The organism is Caldivirga sp. UBA161 (assembly GCF_002506515.1).
GTDB lineage: Archaea > Thermoproteota > Thermoprotei > Thermoproteales > Thermocladiaceae > Caldivirga.
This window is the reverse complement of the sequence record NZ_DAXS01000084.1, coordinates 1-21,653: the sequence shown is the minus strand read 5'-3', so window position 1 is coordinate 21,653 and position 21,653 is coordinate 1. Positions and strand designations below refer to the sequence as shown.

Sequence of the window (21,653 nt, the reverse complement as noted above, 5' to 3'; positions counted from 1 at the left end):
TGAGGCATTCCAGGAACAGTACCCACTAAGTTGCCTGGAGTATAAGGATTCCAGATCGGTACTCCAGGAGAAATAATAACAGTACTTGGAATTGCCTCTATTATTGTTATTGAGGGAGTTGATGAAGCGTAAGCTACATTAGTTAATTATAGCTGCTGCAGCTATTGCCGATATTACCATTACTAGTATTGGCACGCTTAACTTCCTAAGATTTCTTAAACCCTCCATTGGGATCTTAGACATCATAAGGGGGTGATAATATAGCCCATTTTTACGCTTTATTCCAATGATAAGATGTGATTTCAGTGATTTTAAATTAAAAACCTTATAATGCTTGGCGTTTCTTAGTAAATTATAGAGGATAGTCTTAAGTACAATTTAGCTTATGTCAATGGCTTAATCCCAAGATATAGATGAACCATGATAAAGAGCCCCTACTATAATAAATCTACAGATGAAAACTACTCACGGCAAAATTGCTTTGAGTATTTTTACCTGAATAATTGTTTAAGCATTCAATACCGTATTCTTCAAGATTAGACTTAAGTGCATTATTTAAGTGTTTTACGCTAAGTATGTTTAGTTGGTTTAAGATCATTCAATGGAAATTCTTTAAAAGCCAAAAATTAATTACTAGCTATATGGATAGCTTAAGGCTTGAGGTTAAGATTAGGTCTGTTCCCAAGGATCCTAGGAATATGGTTATTTTAGCCTGCCCAGAGCCCAGTCTAGCCTCCGTGGTTGCCACTGAGTACCTTATAGATACTTTAAAGATGGCTGAGATAGGTGCTATTAGGATTAGGGGAATTGAACCAGCCGTCACAGTCATAGATGGCGTCGCCAAGTTACCGTATAGGTTATTTTACTCCCAGGAGAATGGACTCATAGTGGTTAGGCAGCATATTCCAATTCCAATACCAATATATAGGGAGTTTATAGATAAGGTCATATCGTGGGCTGAGGAGAATGGGGTAAGTAAGGCTATCTGCCTATCCACGATGCCATCATTAGGCCCCGGCGAAAGTGAGAACGTATACTTCGTCACTGATGAGTTAACCGTAGGTAGTCTAATGAATGCAGGTTTCATTCCACTTAAGGAAACTGTTGTAGTTGGTGTTGAGGCGGAATTCCTTGATGCAGTGCTATCTAGAGGAACCATGAGCGGTGTACTGCTTTTAGCGGAGTCAAGATTATTAACATCGATAAGTAATTTAGTTAAGAGCGGTAAATTAGCCTCGTATAGGGACGTCACCTATATTCTTAATCAAACGATAGGCAAGTTTGGACCTGATGTAGCTGCAGCTGTGAAGTTAATTAAAGCTATTTCAAAGCTAATAAACACAGAGATTAAGACTGATAAGCTTGAGGAGCATGCATCCAAGTACTCATTCCTGGTGGAGAAGAGTATTGAGGAGTGGGCTAGGAGCCTAACCGCGGAGGAGGGCAAGGGTACTGCACCCCTTGTACTATGAGTAAATCACATTGAATCAAAGTCAACCATCTCAAAACTACTCCTCCTAATTACATCCAGAGTACCCAGGAAGGTTAAGTCGGTTAAGTAAACTTCAATACTATCCTGTATCCTCCATGGTTCAACATACCTAAGTATGGTTCTAGGGGCTTCAAACACTGTTGTTAATGTTGATGCTACATCAACACCAATGGTTAAGTGATTGGCAGTTGGTAAAACTATAATGCTTAACTCCCCACCCTCAAACTCCCTACCATATAACCTCTTACCGAACTCACCCTTATTAACCCTAATCTTCAGTATTGCAGGCCTCTTCGTTACGAAGCCATGCTCATCCTGAATAACCACAGCCGGGTGGGTGTGGCCCATTACTAAGACATCAGCCTCCTCGAAATCCTCAATGTTGGGCTTTGAATTACCGTGTAGTAGTAATGCATTCTTTCCATTTACATTAGCCATAAAGCCTCTTGAATCATGAAACTTAACATTACTTAACCCAACCCTATCAATAATCTGCTCTAACCCACCATCATGATTACCAGCCACTAATACAACCTCCTCGAAGTTTTTTGACAAGCTCTCTATGAATAACTTAACCTCATTAATTGATTCAACTGGGTAAGGTAGCTCATGCTTAACATCACCGAGAATAATGATTCTGCTAGCCCCCTCCTCCTCAGCCCAGGAAATAATATTATTCACTATCCTACCTGTTTGAATAGGCACCCTAACTCCCCTTCCCTGAAGCTCGAATTCCATGCCTACGTGGGTGTCTGCCAGTATTAGCCATTTATCACCATTAATAATAGCGCTAATGCCCCTCTTATCCACAGGTCTAACCTACATGCGCTGGTTTAATTTACCTTTCCCGTTTAATCCCTTCACTCAATCCACTTACTATTATGGATCTTATCCAGTAGGTACTCATGCAGGAACTTTAATCCATGCGTTGACAATGCCTCAATCTCAACCTTCTTCCTGGTTCTTAGGAATAAGTCCAGCTCCCGCCTCCACTCGTGGCTCTGGAACCATGGGTACTTCTTAAGCTCCTGAGCCCTCTTAATGTCCCTATCAGTGGCCTTTATTACGTAATTATCACTAATCTTATACTTACTTATGTCACTGGCAGTTACTCCAATGAATTTAGCGTCAGGGGTCGCTAACCTCTCATTCTCATAACTCAACTTTATTGAACCACTCCTGTACACGCTGTAAATATACCATCCATATGGGTCCCCATCAGTGAAGACGTAAACCGGTAAGCCATAATCCTCACTAAGCCTCCTAACAAACCTCCTAGTAGCCCTATCAGGCATGCCCTTGGCAGTAACCAGTAGGCACTTCTCACTATTCCAGAAGCCCTCCCTATTAAGCCTCTGGAATATTGCATCCTTCTCAACCACTAAAACATACTTAGCATCCAATCTAACAATATCTAATTCATCCGGGTTAGGGGGTAGGCTTAGGGCTGTGTCACCCATCTTTGTGGCATCTATCTCAAAGCCCTTTGACCTAACCACAATGGGTCCAACAACCTTACCCTTAACGTCAGCGGACACACCCATCTCCTCCCTAAGTACACCTGTGGCAACTTCAATATCCTCTATCACTGCATTGGACTCTGACTGCTCATCCCACGTATTCTCCCTAAATGACTTATTTAACTTAGGTTCATTAAGTTCCATTGTGTGCTTACCATTATAGTAAAGGTCCCTTATAGTTGGGTAAACGTTCTCCTTAATTGATTGAATAATAAGCTTAAGCATTAGCGTAGTCTGCATGAAGCGCTTAGCCTCATTTAAATCCAGGAACCTCCTCTCAATTGCCTTAGGCCCCAGTATAAGTATTTTCTTCCTCTCATCCCATATTATATTAGTTAAAGTCCTAGCTGGTATACGCATCACCGGTTCCTCACCCTTATTAATGTAGTCAACTATGGACCTACCCCAATCCTCAAGAATCTTAAGCGCCTCACCCCTATCCTTAACCATACTCACTCCCCATATGCACTGTTATTAAACCCATCGCTAAGTATTAGTAGGCATAAGGCTTAAAATTAAGGGGGAAGAAAGTGAGTGTAATGGCATTATACACACCGTGGAGAATGGATTACATAACCGGGGCTATTGATAATAAGGAGTCAGGATGCTTCATGTGCAGGGCGGTTAACAGTAATGATGAGTTAGTTGTCTATAGGGGTAATTACTGCATAGTAATAATGAACAAGTACCCTTACAATAGGGGTCACTTACTCATAGCCCCAAAGAGGCATGTACCGGGTATAGTGGATTTAACAGATGAAGAGTTAATGGAGTGCGCAATGCTGATTAAGGCATCCATCTGCGCGTTAAGTGAATTACTTAAACCAGTGGACTTCAATATTGGTGTTAATGTGGGTAGAATCGCTGGTGCTGGTTATGAGGAGCATGTTCACTTCCATATTGTACCCAGGTGGAGTGGTGACGTAAATAGTATTCCCATTAAGTATACTCTTGATGCAGTTATTAATGACATTAAAGGATTAATACCGGAGCTAAGTAAATTAATGAGGAGGTGCATGAGTAATGATGGTGGCAGCTCAAAGGTTCATACCAATAAGGGTTAATGTTGGCCCAGTTACAATGGGTACCGGCATTAACCTAGATGAATTCCTAAAACGTGTAAATACAGCCATTAATGAAATCGGTAAGGAATTAACCACAAAGGGAAATGTTAAGGCAATGGGCTTCACTATTACTCAAATCACAGTAAGCAACATTGATGGACTCCTAATAGTAGGCTGGGCTTACCTAACCGATGATCCACAGACTTAAGGGAATCACTCGCCCCATTTCCCCTTTCCCCACATTCCATCGGTTCATTTACAATACCCACCACTGGCTTAGTGGATTAGCTAATTCCTAATTTAAAGGTGTGCTTAAAATCCTTTAGTGTGGAGATGTGTTAGTTTTTAATTTAAGGGATGTGGCTTTTCTTAATGCTCACCGTAGGGTTACATTGAGGGTGTTAAAAGCCCAATTAGAATCAGCATGCGAACTATACAATACCCTACGGTGGGCTGATATTTACCTCCACCAGAGGGATGGGGATTGACGTGAATAGAATTAAGGCAATTAGCCTTAAAATTGAGGAGGCAGAATGAGAACTTTAGGATGCTATATACCTTAACCCCATAAATTTAAAAAAATCCTCAAGTGCTAAATACTGTGGCGCTGGTAATTAACCTAGGAAGTGATTGGTGGATCAGCCTCTATGAGTTTACTAGAATTCTCCACTCTGAACTCGGTGACTCATTACTCATGGTTATTGGGTCACAGGATGGAGAACCCATACTCAATGACACGAATACTCTAGTAATTGTCCGTAGCATTAATGATAATATTAAATTAAGCGTTGCTAAAGCAGCATTAGAAGTGAATGATAAGTTCAAGAGCGTAATAAGCTATATGGTAATAACAGAGGGGGATAAGGAAACCATAAATAAATTCATTCATACACCTATTGAGGATTGGTCGGATTATGAAAGTGCATTAAGTGAATTTAAACAGTTGCTTACAGAGAGTCTAGGTAATAGGCTTATTTCAATGATTGCATTACCTAAGGGAATCTTTATTAATGAAAGCAATGTACTCATCATAGTTAATAAGATTGATGATGATGTAAGGCTTAAGGTTGCTAAAGCAGCATTAGAAGTGAATGATAGGTTCAAGAGCACAGTAAGTTACATGATAGTAGAGGAGGGTGATAGTGACGTCATACTTAAGTTTAGGGAAGTCTGATAAGTTAATTAAGGAAGCGCAATTGGATTTAGAAGTAGGTAACTTAAATAAGTGCGTATCTGCAAGCTATTTCTCAGCAAGAAGAGCCGTGGAGAAGCTTCTGGAGAGGATGCATACGAATGTACCTAGGAGGGATGATAAGTTGGCTAATGCGCTTAAGCACTTGGGCTACATTGAAGAGGCAGTATTAATGCTCTACTTATATGAGATGAGGAAGAAAGCGGATTATACTGATTATGAAGTAACAATTGAGGAAGCACGTAAAGCCCTGGAGATAGCCGCAAGAATAAGGAAGTTGGTTGTTTTAATTATGAAGCAGTAAGCATAAATGCTCCATATTTTATATAGAATTCATTGAGTAAATAAATATAGAATCATTAATGCGCCTCAAAGGATTTAGTTATGTTAACCTTATCCACTAAGGTGTAGGGTACGGTTGATGGTACATGCATGTCCCACCAGAAGACTTGAGCCAACTTACTTGTGGAGTCTATGTAGTTATTAAGTAGTGTATTGAACCTGTCACTAATCCTAACACCCTTAAGGACGTACTTAGGTTCCCCATTCTTAACCAGTAGAACAACATCACGGCACACTGTTGAGAATATCCCCTCCCTAATGTTCTGGAACCTGGTGTACCAATTGTTCTGAATGAAGACGCCGTCACCCAATTCATTAAACATTGATTGGGGATCATCCTTAAGTGAACCAGGCCCTATGTATAGGTGCCTTATTGATGGCGTTAACCAACCATGTGCAGCATTACCCGTTGATTTAACACCAAGTTTATTAGCTGTCCTATTATTGGTTATGAAAGATGATAATACCCCATTTTTAACTAGGGTTACGTTACTTGTTTGATTACCCTCAAGATCCACAGGCTCTGAGCCAACCCTTGATGAGTCTGCGGATGAGTCAATTAACGTTAATGATTCTGAAGCAACCTTATTACCAACATCCTTTACACTTAATGGAGATAGGTTACGTAATACATTATAAGCATTCATCCAACTATTGGATATTACACCATATAAGTGCCCTGCAACAAGTGGGCCCATAATAATCCTGAACCTACCCTCAATGCTTGTCTTAGGTAATTTACTGGCTAGCGATAACATGAAGCCAACCCTTGAACCAATGCCCTTAGCATCAATATCACTAAGCCTCCTTCCAGTTAAAGCATCCATTGATGATAACTCCGGGTCATTGTGAAAAGCCCTTATGGCCAAGTTAAAGTAAGTCCCTTTCCAACCTAGGTTTAACCCAGTGTGATCACTATAATATGATTCACCCACACCGTAGGTGAAGGTTCCTGCATTCCTTACGGAACCCTCTGAGAGGCTTGCATCAACAGCTTCCTTAACCATATCAATCACCTTCTCCTCAGCATTCTCAACACTTGGATCATAGGAGTCCCAGGTTGATGCTGAACCCTGGTGTGTAACTGGTACATATTCAGGGTCCTCACTTAATCTACCTATGATTGATGCTGCCTCATTGAGCTTGGCCTTAATCGAGTCCTCGCTTAAGTTGGAGGTGTGGAATGTGTAAATTCTCTTATCCTTAGTTAGATAGACTGAGGCCCATTCATCAATCCAATAATTGAAGACTGAGGCCTCATTATTAGCAATCCTCAGCATTCTCCATTTACTCACCCTAACCACTGCAATGGCTTCATTAAACCCCATCTTCAAGGCTAATTTAACTATAGCCTCAGCGTCCATTAGTTAGGTGTTGTAACCCCATTTTAAAGTATAGTACTCTTAAACCATTGGTTACGCATTCTTAAGTTACCCTCATCCCTTATTTAAAAGTTCATTAATTGCCTTCTCAACATCACGTATATCAACCTTACCCCTGTAATCCCTCATTATAATTGATATTAACTTACCCTTATCCTTAACGCCATTATTAATAAGTGACTTAACTATTGATTCAACTTCATTATACTGCATTCTCCATAAGCCCTCCTCATTAATCACATCCTCAATACCCCTTCCCCCACCCTCCTCCACGTACTTTTGAATAGCATCCTGAATAGCCTCCCTAGTCACCTTACCGTTTACGTATAGTTCAAGAAGCTTATCAATAACTTGAAATAGGTTAAGTTGGCTAACATCCTTACCCATGCCTCCAATCATGTTTACGAAGATTGATGCTACGAGAGTTGGATTAACCTTGCCCTCATACTTCCTAATTAACTCCTCGGCCTCAATGGAGTACTCTGATGATGCCAATTGCCTAGCCAACTCCCTACTCATACCCATTGAGGTGTAGCGTTCAATCTGCTTATCAATAGGTTCAGGAACATACTTATCAGCCTTAGCCAGAAGCTCAAAGGTTATCCTAATGGGCCTAAGGTCAGTTTCAGGATACATCCTAGCTGCACCTGGCCTAGGCCTCATGAAGTATGTTGTACCATCCTCCCTGGCAGCCCTAGTCTCCTCAGGTACACCATCGAAGGCTTCCTTAATCCTATCCACAATAACCCTGGCAGCCTCCTGTAGTTCATTACCTGGTGGGCCCATTAGGAGTATGAATGAGTCAACCCCAAGCCTACTGGCCACTGCAGCCGCCTCCTCCTTACTTATACCATATCCGGGTAATTCATCACTATGTATTAACCCACCTAACCTAGTCCAGGCCCTAACCCTATCAGCCAACTCACTACCAAACCTCCTTCCAGGTTGGAGTTCAAAGCCCAATATATTCCTTAACCCAGGGGCCTTAAGTGCAGCTACCATGCCTCCCTCATTAATTACCCTCTTAACGATGCTTGACTTGGTTGATGAGAATGCGCCCGTTACATCAATGAGGTCAGGTGTGTAGGATTCCTTTGATAAGCCTCTATTGATTAATTCATCCTTAATCTTAAGTAGGTTAACTTGCCTAAGCGCCTCATACTCAATGACCTTGGGTATTAGTGATAATTCTGGTACACCCTTAACCTCTGTTTTAGCTCCATTCACAATGGATATGTTTAAGTCCTGCCTAATGGCTCCAAGCCCCCTCTTAGTGCGCCTAGTGTTCATGACTGTCCTACCTATTAACCATGCAACCTCCATTATTGAGCTTGGTGGGTACTCCATGGGTCCTGTGGAAACTTCAATTAGGGGTATACCTAACCTATCAAGCCTATACACAACTACATCACCCTTATCCTCAATCCTCCTGGCTGCATCCTCCTCAAGGGATATTGTCCATATTGGCACCTTATAGTTCAGGAATTCGGCTAAACCATCATGAGCTATAACCATTGTCCTCTGGAAGCCTGATACATTGGAACCATCAATAACGACCTTCCTCATGACGTAAACTTCATCAAACACCTTAGCATTGAACGCCTTTGAAACGGCTAGGGCTAGGAGTAGGGATTCCTCATCAGGTTCATGAGGTGGTTCCTCATCTAACTCCACAAGGCAGGTGACGTCATTAAAACCCTCATACATCATGGTCTTCATCTTTCTGAACTCCCATAAAGCAGCCGGATCAATGGAACTTAACTCACTCATTGCTGGCCTAAGCCTCCTAATAATTCTGAAGTCTGGTTCAGTATTCTTTAATTCAGGCTTACAATGGCAGAATAGCTTCCTCCCAGTATCCAACTGAATATGTATCTCCAAACCCACCTTAAGCCCAAGCGCCCTATAATCAAGCTTAACCACAGGAAGTAGTTAATTAAGTATTTTTAACCTTCACCACAAAGTTAACTTGGCACTTAATCTTATATTTATGGGAATAACGCATCATGCGTACTGCATGGTAGCCATAAAAACTTTATTATAATGTAATATTTAAAAACCAAACACTATCAGTTTTATCTGATGCAGAATCCAAGCGATACAATAGTGGAGGTTAAGGGGTTATGGAAGTCATTCAACGGTGTAGTAGTTAATGAGGATATTAATATTCATGTTAATGAGGGTGAAATAACATCAATACTAGGCCCAAATGGGGCAGGTAAAACCACACTGCTTAGGCAAATTTACGGTGAATTAATGCCCAATAAGGGTAAGGTCTTAATAGTTGGCGTGAATCCAAGTAAGGCTAAGGATAGTGGTGTAATGAGTGTTGTTCCCCAGGAGGCTACACCATTTCAATTACTTAAGGTTACTGAGCATGTTGAAATGCTGGTTAGGCTTAGGGGTGTGCCTAAGGGTATGGTTAAGGATTGCGTTAAGGAGGCGATTGATTTAGTTGGGCTTAGGGATTATAGGAATAAACTTATTGATGAGTTATCAGGGGGAATGAAGAGGCTAGTCCTAGTGGCCTCAGCAATAGCATGTGGGCCAAGGTTAATAATCCTAGATGAACCCACAGTCGGTATTGATGCTCAGAATAGGAGGAGTATTTGGGAAGCCATTAGGAGTGCTAGGGATAATGGATCATCAATGATATTAACCACGCATTATATTCATGAGGCTGAGGAGCTTAGCGATAGAGTATACTTAATGAATAGGAGGATACTTATGGAGGGTTCACCAAGTGAATTAAGGCGGAAGCTACCGTGGGTTGAGGTTAGGAGCGATGATGGTGATAAGCCAATTAGGGTTCCCTGGGATGACGCAATTAACGTGATTAATGATTTAATTAAGAGGAGGATTAGGTTTGAGGTTAAGGAACCATCCCTTGAGGATGTCTTCATTGAAGTATTCGGTGGTGGTCATGAGGCTGAGTAAAACCTATACTGTGGCTAAGTACATTATACTTAGCAGTAGGAATTGGATTTACGCAGTATTAGCCTTTACACTAATGTTCCCAATCCTATGGCTTACATTACTTAAAATTGTGGGTAATCCCCAGTACATGAGTTACTTCGTAGTTGGTACCGTAGTTAACACGAGTTTCCTCATACCATTCCTAGGCACGTCCCAGGACTTAGCATACCTTAGGCGGGGATCAGCAGTATATACTCTCCTATTCTCCAATGGTGCAGGCCACTGGGATATTGCACTTGGTTATATTACTCAATTAATTACACTTAACTTACCATCAATAGCCTCACTCCTAATCTTATCAGTATTAGTAATAGGTGTATCCTATGGTGTAGTACAGATATTAGCTACTATAGCAACAGCAGTATTCATATCGCTTTCCTCAGCTTTACTAGGATATGCGTTAGCCATGGGGATTAAGAATTATAGGATTGTAAATCAGTTAGCTCAAATAATTCCATGGCCACTACTCCTACTAGCCCCAGTCTACTACCCAATCACCATACTTCCCCCAGCGTTAAGGTACGTTAGCCTAGCCTTACCCACAACTTACATGGCTCTTGCAATTAATGGTTCACTAAGCCTTAATCAAGTTGAATTAATTAAGGGGTTACTGGGGCTTCTGGTTTATTCCTCAGCGTCAATCTTAATAGCCAGGTATGCGGTAATTAGGGGTGAGGTGAATGGTTGAGTTTAAAAGTGAACTCACCGGAGGACTTGGTGAAGATTGGGAGGGCCTTAGCAAACCCCCTGAGGGTGCGGATGCTGTTAATGCTGGTGAAGAAGCCAACCTTCATACAGGATGTTGCCCAAAACCTACACATACCCTACGCCCTAGCCCACATGCATTTGAAAATACTGGAGGAGTCAGGCTTAATAGAGGGCTCCTACGTGGTGGAGGAGGAGCCGAGGCCCCATTTAAGGAAGGTATACAGGGTGAGGGACTTCAGATTAGTAATAGACAAGCAGCTACTAGAGCAATTGGCGGATTCATCCAAGTGAGAATGCCCTATGCATCAATAGTGGTAATGCTCATTTCAGGCCTAGTGATAGGCGCAGGGGTTCCAGTGGCCTTATTCTACATGGCTTTTAAAGTTGGTTCATGGCCATTCCTCCTAGCTGCAACAATACTAGGCGCCTTAGCCATATTCTGGGGGGCTATAATAGCAATAGTTGCCTTCGTCCCAATACTGGACAGTATTGATAACCAAGTGAAGGTTATTAATGATCAGTTAAACACCTATAGGGCATTCATTAGGAGCCTACTGGAGGAGCTTGATGATGTTAATGCAGTACTTAGGGAGATTAGGGATGATTTAAAGAAGGTGAGTGAACCATGAGTGAGCTTAAGTATGCTAATGCCAGTGATGAGGAGGTCATGGAGAAGATTAGGGAGAGGGTTAAAGAAATGAAGCAGCTCCTCGGCGAAATAAGGGACATGCTAAAGGTGAGGTAATGGCCGAGAAATTCGACAAATACTACAGCTACTTCAGTAGCATGCCTAGAAGCGTTAGAATGAAGCCTAGGTCAATAAACTTAGGATTACTGAAGATTAACCTGGGTGGTGGATCATTAGTGGAGTTACGAAGCAGGGATAGAGGCATGAACTTGAGTAATACTACTGGCGTTATGGAAAGCGAGCATGTTGATTTAGTTAACCCACCGGAAAGCATTAAGGTTATTAAAGGTAAATTCGTTAAGGTTCAAAACGGCGACTTAGAGGCAATTGAAGGTGAGGAGGTCATCCTATATAATGTTGATGTGGTTAAGGTCATTGGGAAGAGGGTTAAGATAATGAACAGTGACGTTGATCATATTGAGGCCGAGGATGCAACATTAATCAACACTGATGCTAGAGAGGTTATAGTGGCGCGTGGTGAATTCATAAACTGTGATGTAGATGCTCTTGAATACAAGGAATCATATACAGCCATAAACACTGAAGTGGGGAATTTGAAGAAGGCTTAAGGTGAATTAATGAGCAGTAGAGATGAGATTAATACACTAATTCGAAGAGCCAAGGGCTTCCCAGCCACAGCCAAGTATCAGTTTAACAATGGTATTTATGATTTAGCTGTTTTTAACCTAGAGCAATCTCTGCAACTCTTCTTGAAGGCGAAGATCTTAGAACATGGTGCTCAATACCCCCGCACCCACAGCATTAGGTACTTACTGAAATTCCTCCATGACGTAGCTCACGACTATGAGAAGCCAATAATCAGTGGCATTCTTAGTAAGTACCTCTTCGAGTTAGGCGTCCTTGAAGATGCATACGTAAATGCCCGTTATGTTCCCAGAGAGTATACTAAGGAAGAAGCTGAGGTTCTCATTAAGGTTGTGGAGGAGGTGATGAATAGTGTATGATTATTTAATTAACGAAGCAAAGAAAAGGCAAGAAATCTTCAAGAACTTGGATAAATACTTAAGGATCATTAAGGACACTATTAAGGAATTGGATCAGGATGCTGAGGTTTATTTGTTTGGATCAGTGGCTGAGGGGACATACACCTTATCCAGTGATGTAGACGTACTAATAATCACGAGGCAAAATCCGGGCATAATTCTTAAGAGGCTTTGGGAGGTAGGTATTAGGGATCCCTTTGAAGTACATGTACGGACGCCAGATAAATTAAAATACTATAGTAGGTTCAGTAAAATTGTGAAAGTATAGTACCATAGATCCCTCCCCTACCTTGGAAGGTGGGTTATGTGGGAGTTTCCTCTATTACCCCATCTTGCGCTGGATTGATCGTTTATTGGTTCACTTGTGTAATGCCTTAATTGATCACAGCAGTTCAATCCCACTATTTCACAATTATTTAAATAATTATTTAATAAACTTAATAATAATCAGCCATCTTAAGGGAAAAATTTAATTAATCCTTAATAAGGCGTGTTCATAATGCTGGGCGGTAAGCGTGTAGTTAAATATAATGGTGAAGCAACTTACAGTATTACCATAGCTGGATTAGAGAGAATATTGCCCATTATTGAGATTGGGGAAATTATGGTAAATAATAGTAGGTTCAAGGCTTACATAGCCTCAGACTCAGAGCTTGTACTTGGTGATGTGGAATTCATAAGTGCCGCATCAAGGGAATTAGCTAACTTAATTAGAATTCATAATCCTGAGGTTATAGTGACCCCTGAGGCTAAGGCAATAGCGTTAGCCTATGGAGTATCCAGGGAATTAGGTATAGCTAGGTTCATAGTTGCCCGTAAGAGTGTTAAGGCATACATGGGTAAGTATGTTCATGTTAAGGTTAATTCAATTACAACTAAGGGGGATCAATTCCTGTTTCTTGATTCATACGCCATGAGGTATATTAACAATAAGGATGTGTGCATAGTAGATGATGTGGTGTCCACTGGAAGTACTATTAATGCGCTTGAGGAGTTAATGAAAGCCAGTAACGCACGTATTGCCTGCAAGGCAGCTGTTTGGATTGAGGGGCCATGGGTCAACGACGATGAGGTCCTGCATTTAGGCGAATTACCAATCTTCATAGCTTAATAATAGTAACTCACATAATAGCGCATAGTGATCAGTAATAAATCAAGTGCATTTTGCATAGAGAAACCTATTAATACTGTCCTAGAGGGGATACGGTTAATGATAAGGTTAACTATTGAAATGAGCGCTAATGCATCGCCTGAGACTATTTGGAGAATCATTAGTAATGTTCAGAATATGCCGAGGTACTGGTATTTGCATAGGGATGTGAAGGTTCTTGAGAAAGCTGGTTCATACTTAAGAGTATTGATTAACCTAGCCTTACCAAGGCCATTCAGCAGGGAGGAAGCCTTAGTTAGGGTATCTGGCCAAGAGTTAATGGTGATGTTCAACTTTATTAAGGGTCCTTTAAGAGGGAAGCACATAATTAAGGTTAATAATGGCAATGTTGTGAGCACATGGAGTATTAACACATCCCTACCACTATTAATTTTCAAGTCATGGATTATTCAACGCATAAGGGATACTACAATTAATGCATTAACCAATTTAATCAATGATGCAGTAAACCTAAATTACACTGATAATTAAGCTACATTACCAGTAATCCTAATGGCGTTAGCTTCTTAAATGTACTCACTGAACCCTCATGAATGTCATTGACCCTAATATATGTAGTGGCTTCAGTAGCCGCGGTAGTATTGATACTTTACATGTTAATTAATAATTCACCATGGTTAATAGATCGTGAATTAAAGATGAGTGGCATCAGCATAAACTCTAACTCAATGTTAGTGGTTTCAGACCTGCATGTGGATGCTAACTCAAGTGACTTATCAGTAATCAGTGAATTAATTAGGAGAAGTGGGGTGAATACCATGGTTATTGCTGGTGATTTATTTGACCGCAGAGTTAAGGTTAATGATGATGAATTAAGAATAATGCTTCACTGGGCTACTCAAAGGCTAGGGTTAATTAATGATAATGGCAGTGAATTAACCCTAATCTACGTGAGAAGCGAATCCTCCCATGACCCAGAAATTAAGGATAATGAACCTGTTGTGATTAAATTCAGCAATATATTAATAGTAACAGTGCCCAGGGCTATTAAGGTTAATTTCCCTAACTGCAGTGATGCAGTTTACGTAGCCCATGGTGACTATACAGTAAGTGATGGCTTATTAGCAGGCTTAATTAACATAGCTCCCCTAACTCTACTTAAGCTACCTATTGTAGAATTAATAACCAGGAGAATACTGAATGCTAATCATGATGATTGGGTAATCATTGGGCATACGCACTTACCGGTAATAAGCAGTAGATTTAAGGTTGCTAATCCTGGTTCATGGAAGGGTATCCTCTTCACTAATCCATACAATGGATATGTATTAATTAGATGCGTTAATAAGAGGCTGATTGTTAAGCTAAGTAGAGTGAGTTCGGATAATTTTTATTAATGGCTAATTTCACGGCATTTTCATGAATCTGAACTACGCAATCAATGGTATTATCCTAGGTATTGTGCAGGGCATTAGCGAATGGCTACCTGTAAGTAGTAAGACTCAAATAATGATAACTTCAATATATGCATTACATTTATCATTCAACCAAGCCTATGCACTTGGATTATTCCTTGAGGCTGGTACAGTGCTGGCTGCTTTAATTTACTTTAGAAGAGATGTGTGGGGAATATTGAAGTCACTTGTCCTAAGGGGGAGTAGGTACGATTACATGATGCTTAAGTACGTTGTAGTCATAACCATCCTAACGGGATTAATTGGCGTCCCACTTTACCTAACAATAGCTGACTCAATTAAGGGTATTGGAATTGGCTTACCCATGATTGCACTAGGCCTAATACTGATTGCTGATTCAATCCTAATAACATTCTCAAGGTTAAGATACATGCCTAGGAAGAGCTTAAGTGACTTAAGAATGTGGGAGGTTGCAGTAATAGGTGTGGTTCAGGGTATTGCCGCATTACCAGGAGTAAGTAGGTCTGGTGTAACAGTATCAGCAATGCTTCTGCTTGGCCTTAATCCTGAGGATTCATTTAAATTATCATTCATATCAATGATACCCGCGGCAATAGGGGCATCTATAGTTCCAGTACTATTCACGAAGCACTTATTCAATACGTTAATTGCCGACATTAATACGTACACTATTATTACAGCAATAGTAATTGCGGCTTTAATCAGCATTGCGCTGATAGATGCATTAATTAAGTTTGCTAGGAGTAGGCACATAGCAGCATTAACCGCATTACTGGGTGCCTTAGCAGTATTAAGTGGGGTATTAAGCATTATAACTGGCTTCGGTTAATCATGCCTTAAGGCTACATCATTTAGTTTAAAGCTAAAGCTTATTAACACCTGGAGAATGACGGATGCGTGACTGAGGAGGAGAGCCGCATTAGGCCAATCCCATTCGTTGAGGTTCAGGAGGTTAATGGGCAGAGGGTTGTTATAGCGGTGGGTAAAAGGAAGACTGCCGTGGCTAGGGCTGTGATTAGGCCTGGTTCAGGGATTGTTAAGATTAATGGCGTTCCATTAACCATATGGCCCATGGAGGTTGCTAGGCTTAAGATGATGGAGCCCCTTGTTCTTGCTGGAAGGGATATTGTTAATAAGGTTGATATTGATGTAACAGTGAGCGGCGGTGGATTCATGGGTCAGGCATCAGCGGTGAGGATGGCTATAGCAAGGGGGCTTGTAGAGTACTTCCAAAGCAAAGAGTTACTTAACCTATACATGCTGTATGACTCGACAATGATTAAGGGAGATGAGAGGAGGACCGAACCTAAGAAGCCTGGCTTAAAGCACGCTAGGAGTAAGAGGCAGAAAGCATATAGATGAGTTCATGATTTAAACGTAGCTAAATGAATCATCTAATCAGTAATCTAAGTAATATTGGATTAATGCTCAGTAACTTCTGGCTCTAAGGGCAAAGTTTATTAAGGCATCAGTATTGCATTTAGTGAATGATAGTCCCAATTAGGTGCTGGACCTGTGGGAGGCCGCTAGGCCACTTATGGGAGCCATTTAGAAATAGGGTGCTTGCCGGGGAGGATCCTGGGAAGGTGCTTGATGACCTACATGTAACCAGGTATTGTTGTAGAAGGACATTACTTGCACATGTGGAGTTAATAAACCAAGTGCTGCCATATGGCTTAATTGAGAAGTAAAGGAACTTTCCACTTTTATTTACTTAGCTTAAGCACAGTAATGCCATTACTTACATCTAGGTACGCCACCCCAGTCATTATTAATTTATTAACCTCACTTATTGGGATCCCTGAATCAAGCAATGCCCTTAGGGGGATTTCATTACTATTCCCTATTAATTCCTTAATACTAACAGGAATATAATTATCCCTCTCCTGATTCTGCCCTACTGGGATTCTAATGTTTAACTTGCCTTTACCTTGGAAAACATGGTCAAATGGTGGTGCTTGGGCTTCCTCCGGCGCCGCTGTTGTGTAAACATTCATGTTAACGCCCCTTAACTTAAGGTAGAGTAGTAGATCCTTAAACCTAAACCACCTATCACTATACACTTCATATGTTACTCCCTTACCTATAATCCTCATTATTGGTAATGCAATTAATAATCCTAAGATTGTGGAAATAGGCTCCAATGGTGGTATTGGTACAGTGAAGCAGGCTCCTTTTAATAAGCCGGGTGGTTGAGTATCAATAAGTCTTAAAGCTGAGCATATGAGCCCCTCGCATTCACTAATGAAGTTGCCTACATTACTTATGTTACTGGGCTTAATCATGAAGCCGTATTCCATCGCTAGCCTAATGATTATTAACTCATCCTCATCATTGAGGGGTAGATTTAAGCCCATTAGGCTACAACTTGAATTATATCGCCATGTAACCATACCTTTAACAATAGGTGCTGCTGATGGTAAAACCAGGAGGTTTAATTGACCAATGCTACCCCTCATTATTAATCATTCACCACACTACTGTAGTAACCACTACTGGTCCTTACTATAACATAGTAAGCGTACACGCATCCAACACCCTCAGCATCTACTATTAATTGATCACCACCCTTTAATACAATGGGCTTAGTTAAGTTTATGGATAAGCCATTCACATACGCACTTGTCACGGTACACGTGACTTGGCCCCCATCTTGATTAGTAAAGTTAATGCCAAGTACCGTCACTGAACCTAAGCCCATGTTCTTTATGGTTGCTTGAATCATGCTTGGGGTCACTTCACCTGCACTTACAAGTAATTGACTGTACGTACTCATACTATTTGATACGAAAACCCATAGTATTGCAGCCACTATTACTGATAACACGACCCCTATTATGGTCCAGACTATGTTACTTAACCCACTGCTCATGGGGTAATTACTGGCAACCAGGCGTTAACTGAAGCGTAAGTAGGGGAATGAGGTAACTGCCTTTACCCTACTTAGCCTTAACCTAAACTTAATTAGTATTCATCAGTAGTAATGATTTGTCTGGATAATTACGGCTTATGCATTGCATTATTAGGCTCTTCCTTGAATATAATTTATGGTTACGTATTGATGAGTTGGGGAAACGCAATGATTAGGAGGATTGGGGAAACCCACATTTTTGATACCCTACTGGGTTTCTTCATGTATATAATTGCGCTATTCATGTTAATTAAGCAACAGTACCTAACAGGAATCATTCTAAGTGGTTTAAACCTGAAGGTTGAATCTATCACCCAGCACATTAAGGTTATTCACTGCTCAGTCACCTCCTATGGGGCTTGCGTAACAGTGGAGGAGGCGATTAAGAGATTAATAACTAATCCTGGGTCAGCTGCATTAGCGTTCAGCAGTATGGCTAACGCTTTAGTTAACTCATTGACTCAACTATATGTTGCAGAGGTAACATTAACGGTTCTCCCCTTCATATCACCAGTGGGTTATTACCTTAATGATATATCAAGATACTTCACTTGGCAGGCTGAGTGGGCACTGGTTAACACCTACATGCTCTATTACCTGTCCATAATAGCTAATTATGCAATGCAGTTAACGGCCCTTGGGGCTAGTTTAATCCCAATTAGGCAGGTTAGGTGGATTGGTGGCTTCCTGTTCTCAATGGGCTTAGTAACCCCAATTTACGTAGTGGTAATGGCTAACTGGCTGATTAGCCAAGGATTAATGATTTCAATTAACCCCTCATTAATTAATGATGTTAAGGGTATAATATCCCTTGGAACAAACCTATTTAGCCTAGGCAGTAGGCTTGAGGAATTTAATATAATGGTTGACGTATCAATGGCGATATACTCATCTATACTATACGGCTTAAGTAAACTGCTTGGGGAGGTTGGTTTATTAATAGATGTTTAGGCGTATCCTGAAATGCCTAAGCCAACTGAGGCCCCCTTAGACCTGCAGGTGGGTATGGAGTATTACATAACTGACTGTAGTGGTGTTGGGGGTAAATTAAGGAGCAGTCCTGAGGATTTCATAGTTGAGGAGGTTTTAATTGATGGGAGAGTTATATCCTCAAAGGCTCCAGTGAACATTAAGCCTAAGCCTGGCCCATACACTTGGATTATTATTGAGAAGAGGAGGATTGATACAATTAGCCTAGTGATTACGCTTAGTAGAAGGCTTGGTGTTAAACTTAACGATATATCATACGGTGGGTTAAAGGACACTGGAGCAGTGGCTACTCAAGTAATATCAATTAGGGGTATTGCACCAGTGCAATTAGATGGCTTAGACCTGGGTCCCAGGGTTAGGATTATGGCTTCATTCTCAATGGATAAGCCTTTCACGCCTGGTGAAATATGGGGTAATCAATTCACCATAATGATTAGAGGTATTACTGGTGGTGAATCAGCGTTTAACTGTGTTGTTGAGCAAGTCATGGAGAGGGGATTACCATCATACTATGGTTACCAGAGGTTTGGTTTAAGGAGGCCTAACTCACACATTATAGGTAAGTTAATTGTAATGGGTGACTTTGAGAAGGCTGTTGAAGAATTGATTGCTAAACCATACCCCTATGAGGATGATATAATTAAGAAGGCTAGGGAACTAGCAGGCATGGGTGAGTACTCTAAGGCCCTTGAATTACTACCAAGGAGCATTAGGTATCTTCCTGAAAGGCTCGTGCTTAAGCAATTATCAATGGATCCAGGAAACTACATGAACGCCTTAGGTAAATTACCAATGAATTTACTTAAACTATATGTTGAGGCTTACCAATCCTACCTCTTTAATAAGGCTCTAAGTGCTAGGATTGGTAGGGGCATTAGTATAAATAAGGCTGCTGAGGGTGACTTAGTAGTCCTACTTGATGAGCATGGGTTACCCACTGGTAATGTTATTAAGGCTGAGGGTTCAATGGTTGATAAGGTTAATTCACTAATAAGTAAGGGTAGGGCAACAGTGGTTGGGCACCTTGTAGGTTATAGGAGTAGGTTTAATAATGGTATTCAGGGTGAGATTGAGTTAAGCATACTTAAGGCTGAGGGCATTGAGCCAAGCGACTTTAAGGTAAGTGGCATGCCTAAATTAGCCACCGGGGGTAGTGTTAGGTGGCTTAGTGTTAAACCAATAATACACTCAATATCAGTTAACGGTGATAACGCTAGGCTAATTTTTAAACTACCCAAGGGTAATTACGCAACAACACTACTTAGGGAATTCATTAAACCCAATAAGCCTGAATTAGACTTCTAGACACAGGCATCCTTAAGCGCCTCCTGGCACTTAACATGAACATCCTTAGGTATCTTAGGTATTACCTCAGCCATAACCCTCTTAGCTAAATCAAGCTTCTCACCCATGGTCTTCTCAACAAGCTCAGCAGTAACAGGCTGGTGGGGGACCCATATGTCGTAGTCCGTTATTACGGCTAATAGGGCGTAACACATGCCTAATTCCCTAGCCAAGTTAACTTCAGGTACAAGAGTCATCCCTATTATATCGCATCCATAAACATCCCTCCATATTCTTGACTCAGCCTTAGTGCTGAACCTTGGCCCCTCAATGCACACGTAGCATCCTGAGCCATGAGTCTTATTATACCTTGAAGCTGACTCAATGATTAGATTCCTTAAATCATTACTGAATGGTTCAAGGCCTATTTGAACATGGCAAACCCTAGGCCCATCATAGAACGTGTACTCCCTATTCTTAGTCATGTCCACGAATTGATCGGGGACAACGAAGTCGCCTGGCGCGTAATCCTGCCTTAAACTACCCACGGCGCTTATGGATAATATAACCCTAGCCCCCAGGGCCCTAAGGGCCCATATGTTGGCCCTATAGGGTATCTTATGTGGTGGATACCTATGCCCACGCCCATGCCTAGGTAGGAAGGCAACCCACTCACCCTTAACCCTACCTATTATTACATTATCACTGGGTAACCCGTATGGTGTATGTAATTGAACCTCCACCGGCTCTTCAAATATGCCTGGGTCATATAACCCTGAACCACCTATTACAGCAATATAGGGTTTACCCACGCCAAGCTCCTTCTCGTTAACCTCACCTGAGGATAGGCCTTCACCAGATATCTTAATTAGTTTCATTACTCATTGCTTACTGTTAAGGTTTTAAGTATTACTTCAGGTTATTGGGTATGCTTGTTCTAGTTGTTTTTGGTCTTCTTGGCTTATTCTCCATCCTAATGCTCCTAGGTTTTCCCTTAAATGCTCCTCCCTTGTGGCTTTTGGTATTGCTATTGTGTTTGGTTTGTTTATTAGCCAGTTTAATGCTACTTGTGCTGGTGTTTTACCGTACTTCTCGGCAATACTCCTTAATGTACTGTAGCTTGGGTTGCTTGGATTCAGTAGTGTGCCTGTGCCCAGTGGGCTGTAGGCTATTATGGCTATATTCTCCTTCACTGCTATTGGCATTAAATCCCTCTCAATGAACCTATCAGCCAAATTATACTTAACCTCATCAGCAACAACCTCATACTTCCTAGCAGCACCCATAGCCTCCATTAAGGCTTCAGCATTAAAATTACTAACACCCATGAACCTAATTAAACCATCATCAATAAGCCTCTCAAAAGCCCTAATAGTCTCAGCAATAGGAACATCACGGCTAGGCCAATGAAGGAGGTAAAGATCAATAAAAGTACCAAGCCTACCAACACTAGCCCTAGCACTCCTCAAAACATCATCAAAGGAAGCATGAGTAGGCCAAACCTTACTAATAATAAACAAATCATCACGAGAAAAACCAGAAACAGCAGCACC

Annotated in this window: 28 protein-coding genes and 1 pseudogene; 21 read left to right on the top strand and 8 right to left on the bottom strand. The window is 41.1% G+C overall.

Annotated features, from left to right (window positions below):
* Positions 1-641: 641 nt before the first annotated feature.
* Positions 642-1,472 (top strand): proteasome assembly chaperone family protein, encoded by an 831-nt coding sequence (locus BP896_RS09505; protein ID WP_291767853.1) that lies wholly within the window; start codon positions 642-644, stop codon positions 1,470-1,472.
* A gap of 5 nt (positions 1,473-1,477) precedes the next feature.
* Here BP896_RS09505 and BP896_RS09500 read toward each other — a convergent pair whose 3' ends face one another.
* Positions 1,478-2,302: a metallophosphoesterase family protein gene (locus BP896_RS09500; RefSeq protein ID WP_291767852.1), complete on the bottom strand. Its 825-nt coding sequence runs from the start codon at positions 2,300-2,302 to the stop codon at positions 1,478-1,480.
* A gap of 50 nt (positions 2,303-2,352) precedes the next feature.
* Positions 2,353-3,462, bottom strand: coding sequence for a DNA topoisomerase IV subunit A (locus BP896_RS09495; RefSeq protein ID WP_291767851.1), 1,110 nt, complete (start codon positions 3,460-3,462; stop codon positions 2,353-2,355).
* 80 nt (positions 3,463-3,542) lie between these two features.
* On the opposite strand from BP896_RS09495, the gene BP896_RS09490 reads away from it, so the two are divergent.
* The 5 genes and pseudogenes from BP896_RS09490 to BP896_RS09475 all read left to right on the top strand — a co-directional run bounded on the left by BP896_RS09490 (position 3,543) and on the right by BP896_RS09475 (position 5,572).
* A complete protein-coding gene (locus BP896_RS09490) occupies positions 3,543-4,076 on the top strand; it encodes an HIT family protein (protein ID WP_414633195.1) in 534 nt (177 codons plus the stop codon).
* Positions 4,036-4,284, top strand: a complete 249-nt coding sequence (locus BP896_RS09485) for a hypothetical protein (RefSeq protein WP_291767849.1) — start codon at positions 4,036-4,038, stop codon at positions 4,282-4,284. Before BP896_RS09490 ends, BP896_RS09485 begins: the two co-directional genes overlap by 41 nt.
* A gap of 151 nt (positions 4,285-4,435) precedes the next feature.
* Positions 4,436-4,641: pseudogene (locus BP896_RS09850) on the top strand (hypothetical protein); the annotation flags it as partial.
* A 36-nt stretch (positions 4,642-4,677) separates the two neighbouring features.
* The gene (locus BP896_RS09480) at positions 4,678-5,250 is read left to right on the top strand and encodes a hypothetical protein (protein WP_291767848.1); all 573 of its coding nucleotides are present in this window, start codon (positions 4,678-4,680) and stop codon (positions 5,248-5,250) included.
* The gene (locus tag BP896_RS09475; protein ID WP_291767846.1) at positions 5,219-5,572 is read left to right on the top strand and encodes a HEPN domain-containing protein; all 354 of its coding nucleotides are present in this window, start codon (positions 5,219-5,221) and stop codon (positions 5,570-5,572) included. The genes BP896_RS09480 and BP896_RS09475 overlap by 32 nt, the downstream gene beginning before the upstream one ends.
* Positions 5,573-5,627: 55 nt before the next feature.
* Here the strand turns inward: BP896_RS09475 and BP896_RS09470 are convergent, their stop codons facing one another.
* Together BP896_RS09470 and gatE are read right to left on the bottom strand one after the other, a co-directional pair.
* Positions 5,628-6,974: a TldD/PmbA family protein gene (locus BP896_RS09470; protein WP_291767844.1), complete on the bottom strand. Its 1,347-nt coding sequence runs from the start codon at positions 6,972-6,974 to the stop codon at positions 5,628-5,630.
* A 72-nt stretch (positions 6,975-7,046) separates the two neighbouring features.
* Positions 7,047-8,915 (bottom strand): Glu-tRNA(Gln) amidotransferase subunit GatE, encoded by a 1,869-nt coding sequence (gene gatE / locus BP896_RS09465; RefSeq protein WP_291767842.1) that lies wholly within the window; start codon positions 8,913-8,915, stop codon positions 7,047-7,049.
* A gap of 159 nt (positions 8,916-9,074) precedes the next feature.
* On the opposite strand from gatE, the gene BP896_RS09460 reads away from it, so the two are divergent.
* The 13 genes from BP896_RS09460 to BP896_RS09400 all read left to right on the top strand — a co-directional run bounded on the left by BP896_RS09460 (position 9,075) and on the right by BP896_RS09400 (position 16,606).
* On the top strand, positions 9,075-9,929 hold the full coding sequence (locus BP896_RS09460; RefSeq protein ID WP_291767840.1) for an ABC transporter ATP-binding protein: 855 nt from the start codon (positions 9,075-9,077) through the stop codon (positions 9,927-9,929).
* Positions 9,916-10,656, top strand: coding sequence for an ABC transporter permease (locus tag BP896_RS09455; protein WP_291767838.1), 741 nt, complete (start codon positions 9,916-9,918; stop codon positions 10,654-10,656). Before BP896_RS09460 ends, BP896_RS09455 begins: the two co-directional genes overlap by 14 nt.
* Before the next feature lie 29 nt (positions 10,657-10,685).
* Entirely contained in the window at positions 10,686-10,967 is a 282-nt protein-coding gene (locus BP896_RS09450; RefSeq protein ID WP_291767836.1) for an ArsR/SmtB family transcription factor, read from the top strand.
* Between the two features lie 2 nt (positions 10,968-10,969).
* Positions 10,970-11,305, top strand: coding sequence for a hypothetical protein (locus BP896_RS09445; protein WP_291767834.1), 336 nt, complete (start codon positions 10,970-10,972; stop codon positions 11,303-11,305).
* A gap of 115 nt (positions 11,306-11,420) precedes the next feature.
* A complete protein-coding gene (locus tag BP896_RS09440) occupies positions 11,421-11,933 on the top strand; it encodes a hypothetical protein (protein ID WP_291767832.1) in 513 nt (170 codons plus the stop codon).
* A gap of 9 nt (positions 11,934-11,942) precedes the next feature.
* A complete protein-coding gene (locus BP896_RS09435) occupies positions 11,943-12,329 on the top strand; it encodes a HEPN domain-containing protein (RefSeq protein WP_291767830.1) in 387 nt (128 codons plus the stop codon).
* Positions 12,322-12,636: a nucleotidyltransferase domain-containing protein gene (locus BP896_RS09430; RefSeq protein WP_291767828.1), complete on the top strand. Its 315-nt coding sequence runs from the start codon at positions 12,322-12,324 to the stop codon at positions 12,634-12,636. The genes BP896_RS09435 and BP896_RS09430 overlap by 8 nt, the downstream gene beginning before the upstream one ends.
* 231 nt (positions 12,637-12,867) lie before the next feature.
* Positions 12,868-13,479 (top strand): phosphoribosyltransferase family protein, encoded by a 612-nt coding sequence (locus BP896_RS09425; RefSeq protein ID WP_291767826.1) that lies wholly within the window; start codon positions 12,868-12,870, stop codon positions 13,477-13,479.
* A 27-nt stretch (positions 13,480-13,506) separates the two neighbouring features.
* Entirely contained in the window at positions 13,507-14,010 is a 504-nt protein-coding gene (locus BP896_RS09420) for an SRPBCC family protein (RefSeq protein ID WP_291767824.1), read from the top strand.
* A gap of 62 nt (positions 14,011-14,072) precedes the next feature.
* Positions 14,073-14,876 (top strand): metallophosphoesterase, encoded by an 804-nt coding sequence (locus BP896_RS09415; RefSeq protein WP_291767822.1) that lies wholly within the window; start codon positions 14,073-14,075, stop codon positions 14,874-14,876.
* 28 nt (positions 14,877-14,904) lie between these two features.
* Positions 14,905-15,744: an undecaprenyl-diphosphate phosphatase gene (locus BP896_RS09410; protein ID WP_349681951.1), complete on the top strand. Its 840-nt coding sequence runs from the start codon at positions 14,905-14,907 to the stop codon at positions 15,742-15,744.
* Positions 15,745-15,833: 89 nt separating this feature from the next.
* Complete coding sequence (locus BP896_RS09405) at positions 15,834-16,277, top strand: 30S ribosomal protein S9 (protein WP_414633196.1); 444 nt, start codon at positions 15,834-15,836, stop codon at positions 16,275-16,277.
* Positions 16,278-16,402: 125 nt separating this feature from the next.
* Positions 16,403-16,606, top strand: coding sequence for a DNA-directed RNA polymerase subunit N (locus BP896_RS09400; RefSeq protein ID WP_012186614.1), 204 nt, complete (start codon positions 16,403-16,405; stop codon positions 16,604-16,606).
* 15 nt (positions 16,607-16,621) lie between these two features.
* Here the strand turns inward: BP896_RS09400 and BP896_RS09395 are convergent, their stop codons facing one another.
* On the bottom strand, positions 16,622-17,374 hold the full coding sequence (locus BP896_RS09395; protein ID WP_291767816.1) for a hypothetical protein: 753 nt from the start codon (positions 17,372-17,374) through the stop codon (positions 16,622-16,624).
* A 2-nt stretch (positions 17,375-17,376) separates the two neighbouring features.
* The gene (locus BP896_RS09390) at positions 17,377-17,787 is read right to left on the bottom strand and encodes a hypothetical protein (RefSeq protein WP_291767814.1); all 411 of its coding nucleotides are present in this window, start codon (positions 17,785-17,787) and stop codon (positions 17,377-17,379) included.
* 111 nt (positions 17,788-17,898) lie between these two features.
* Here BP896_RS09390 and BP896_RS09385 point away from each other — a divergent pair, with 111 nt between their 5' ends.
* Positions 17,899-18,777, top strand: a complete 879-nt coding sequence (locus tag BP896_RS09385; protein WP_291767813.1) for a hypothetical protein — start codon at positions 17,899-17,901, stop codon at positions 18,775-18,777.
* A 12-nt stretch (positions 18,778-18,789) separates the two neighbouring features.
* Positions 18,790-20,121 carry a tRNA pseudouridine(13) synthase TruD gene (truD, locus tag BP896_RS09380; RefSeq protein ID WP_291767811.1) on the top strand — a complete coding sequence of 444 codons (1,332 nt, stop codon included), beginning with the start codon at positions 18,790-18,792 and terminating at the stop codon, positions 20,119-20,121.
* Here the strand turns inward: truD and BP896_RS09375 are convergent.
* Together BP896_RS09375 and BP896_RS09370 are read right to left on the bottom strand one after the other, a co-directional pair.
* Complete coding sequence (locus BP896_RS09375; RefSeq protein ID WP_291767809.1) at positions 20,118-20,978, bottom strand: S-methyl-5'-thioadenosine phosphorylase; 861 nt, start codon at positions 20,976-20,978, stop codon at positions 20,118-20,120. The two genes, truD and BP896_RS09375, sit on opposite strands and share 4 nt — an antisense overlap.
* A gap of 36 nt (positions 20,979-21,014) precedes the next feature.
* On the bottom strand, positions 21,015-21,653 hold a 639-nt coding region (locus BP896_RS09370; RefSeq protein ID WP_291767807.1), incomplete at its 5' end, for an aldo/keto reductase.

Excerpts from the sequence above, each read along its gene's own strand:
- BP896_RS09505 (WP_291767853.1), top strand. The coding sequence starts at position 642 with ATGGATAGCTTAAGGCTTGAGGTTAAGATTAGGTCTGTTCCCAAGGAT.
- BP896_RS09495 (WP_291767851.1), bottom strand. The coding sequence starts at position 3,462 with ATGGTTAAGGATAGGGGTGAGGCGCTTAAGATTCTTGAGGATTGGGGT.
- BP896_RS09485 (WP_291767849.1), top strand. The coding sequence starts at position 4,036 with ATGATGGTGGCAGCTCAAAGGTTCATACCAATAAGGGTTAATGTTGGC.
- BP896_RS09470 (WP_291767844.1), bottom strand. The coding sequence starts at position 6,974 with ATGGACGCTGAGGCTATAGTTAAATTAGCCTTGAAGATGGGGTTTAAT.
- BP896_RS09460 (WP_291767840.1), top strand. The coding sequence starts at position 9,075 with ATGCAGAATCCAAGCGATACAATAGTGGAGGTTAAGGGGTTATGGAAG.
- BP896_RS09455 (WP_291767838.1), top strand. The coding sequence starts at position 9,916 with ATGAGGCTGAGTAAAACCTATACTGTGGCTAAGTACATTATACTTAGC.
- BP896_RS09445 (WP_291767834.1), top strand. The coding sequence starts at position 10,970 with ATGCCCTATGCATCAATAGTGGTAATGCTCATTTCAGGCCTAGTGATA.
- BP896_RS09440 (WP_291767832.1), top strand. The coding sequence starts at position 11,421 with ATGGCCGAGAAATTCGACAAATACTACAGCTACTTCAGTAGCATGCCT.
- BP896_RS09435 (WP_291767830.1), top strand. The coding sequence starts at position 11,943 with ATGAGCAGTAGAGATGAGATTAATACACTAATTCGAAGAGCCAAGGGC.
- BP896_RS09425 (WP_291767826.1), top strand. The coding sequence starts at position 12,868 with ATGCTGGGCGGTAAGCGTGTAGTTAAATATAATGGTGAAGCAACTTAC.
- BP896_RS09415 (WP_291767822.1), top strand. The coding sequence starts at position 14,073 with ATGTCATTGACCCTAATATATGTAGTGGCTTCAGTAGCCGCGGTAGTA.
- BP896_RS09400 (WP_012186614.1), top strand. The coding sequence starts at position 16,403 with ATGATAGTCCCAATTAGGTGCTGGACCTGTGGGAGGCCGCTAGGCCAC.
- BP896_RS09395 (WP_291767816.1), bottom strand. The coding sequence starts at position 17,374 with ATGAGGGGTAGCATTGGTCAATTAAACCTCCTGGTTTTACCATCAGCA.
- BP896_RS09390 (WP_291767814.1), bottom strand. The coding sequence starts at position 17,787 with ATGAGCAGTGGGTTAAGTAACATAGTCTGGACCATAATAGGGGTCGTG.
- BP896_RS09385 (WP_291767813.1), top strand. The coding sequence starts at position 17,899 with ATGATTTGTCTGGATAATTACGGCTTATGCATTGCATTATTAGGCTCT.
- truD (WP_291767811.1), top strand. The coding sequence starts at position 18,790 with ATGCCTAAGCCAACTGAGGCCCCCTTAGACCTGCAGGTGGGTATGGAG.
- BP896_RS09375 (WP_291767809.1), bottom strand. The coding sequence starts at position 20,978 with ATGAAACTAATTAAGATATCTGGTGAAGGCCTATCCTCAGGTGAGGTT.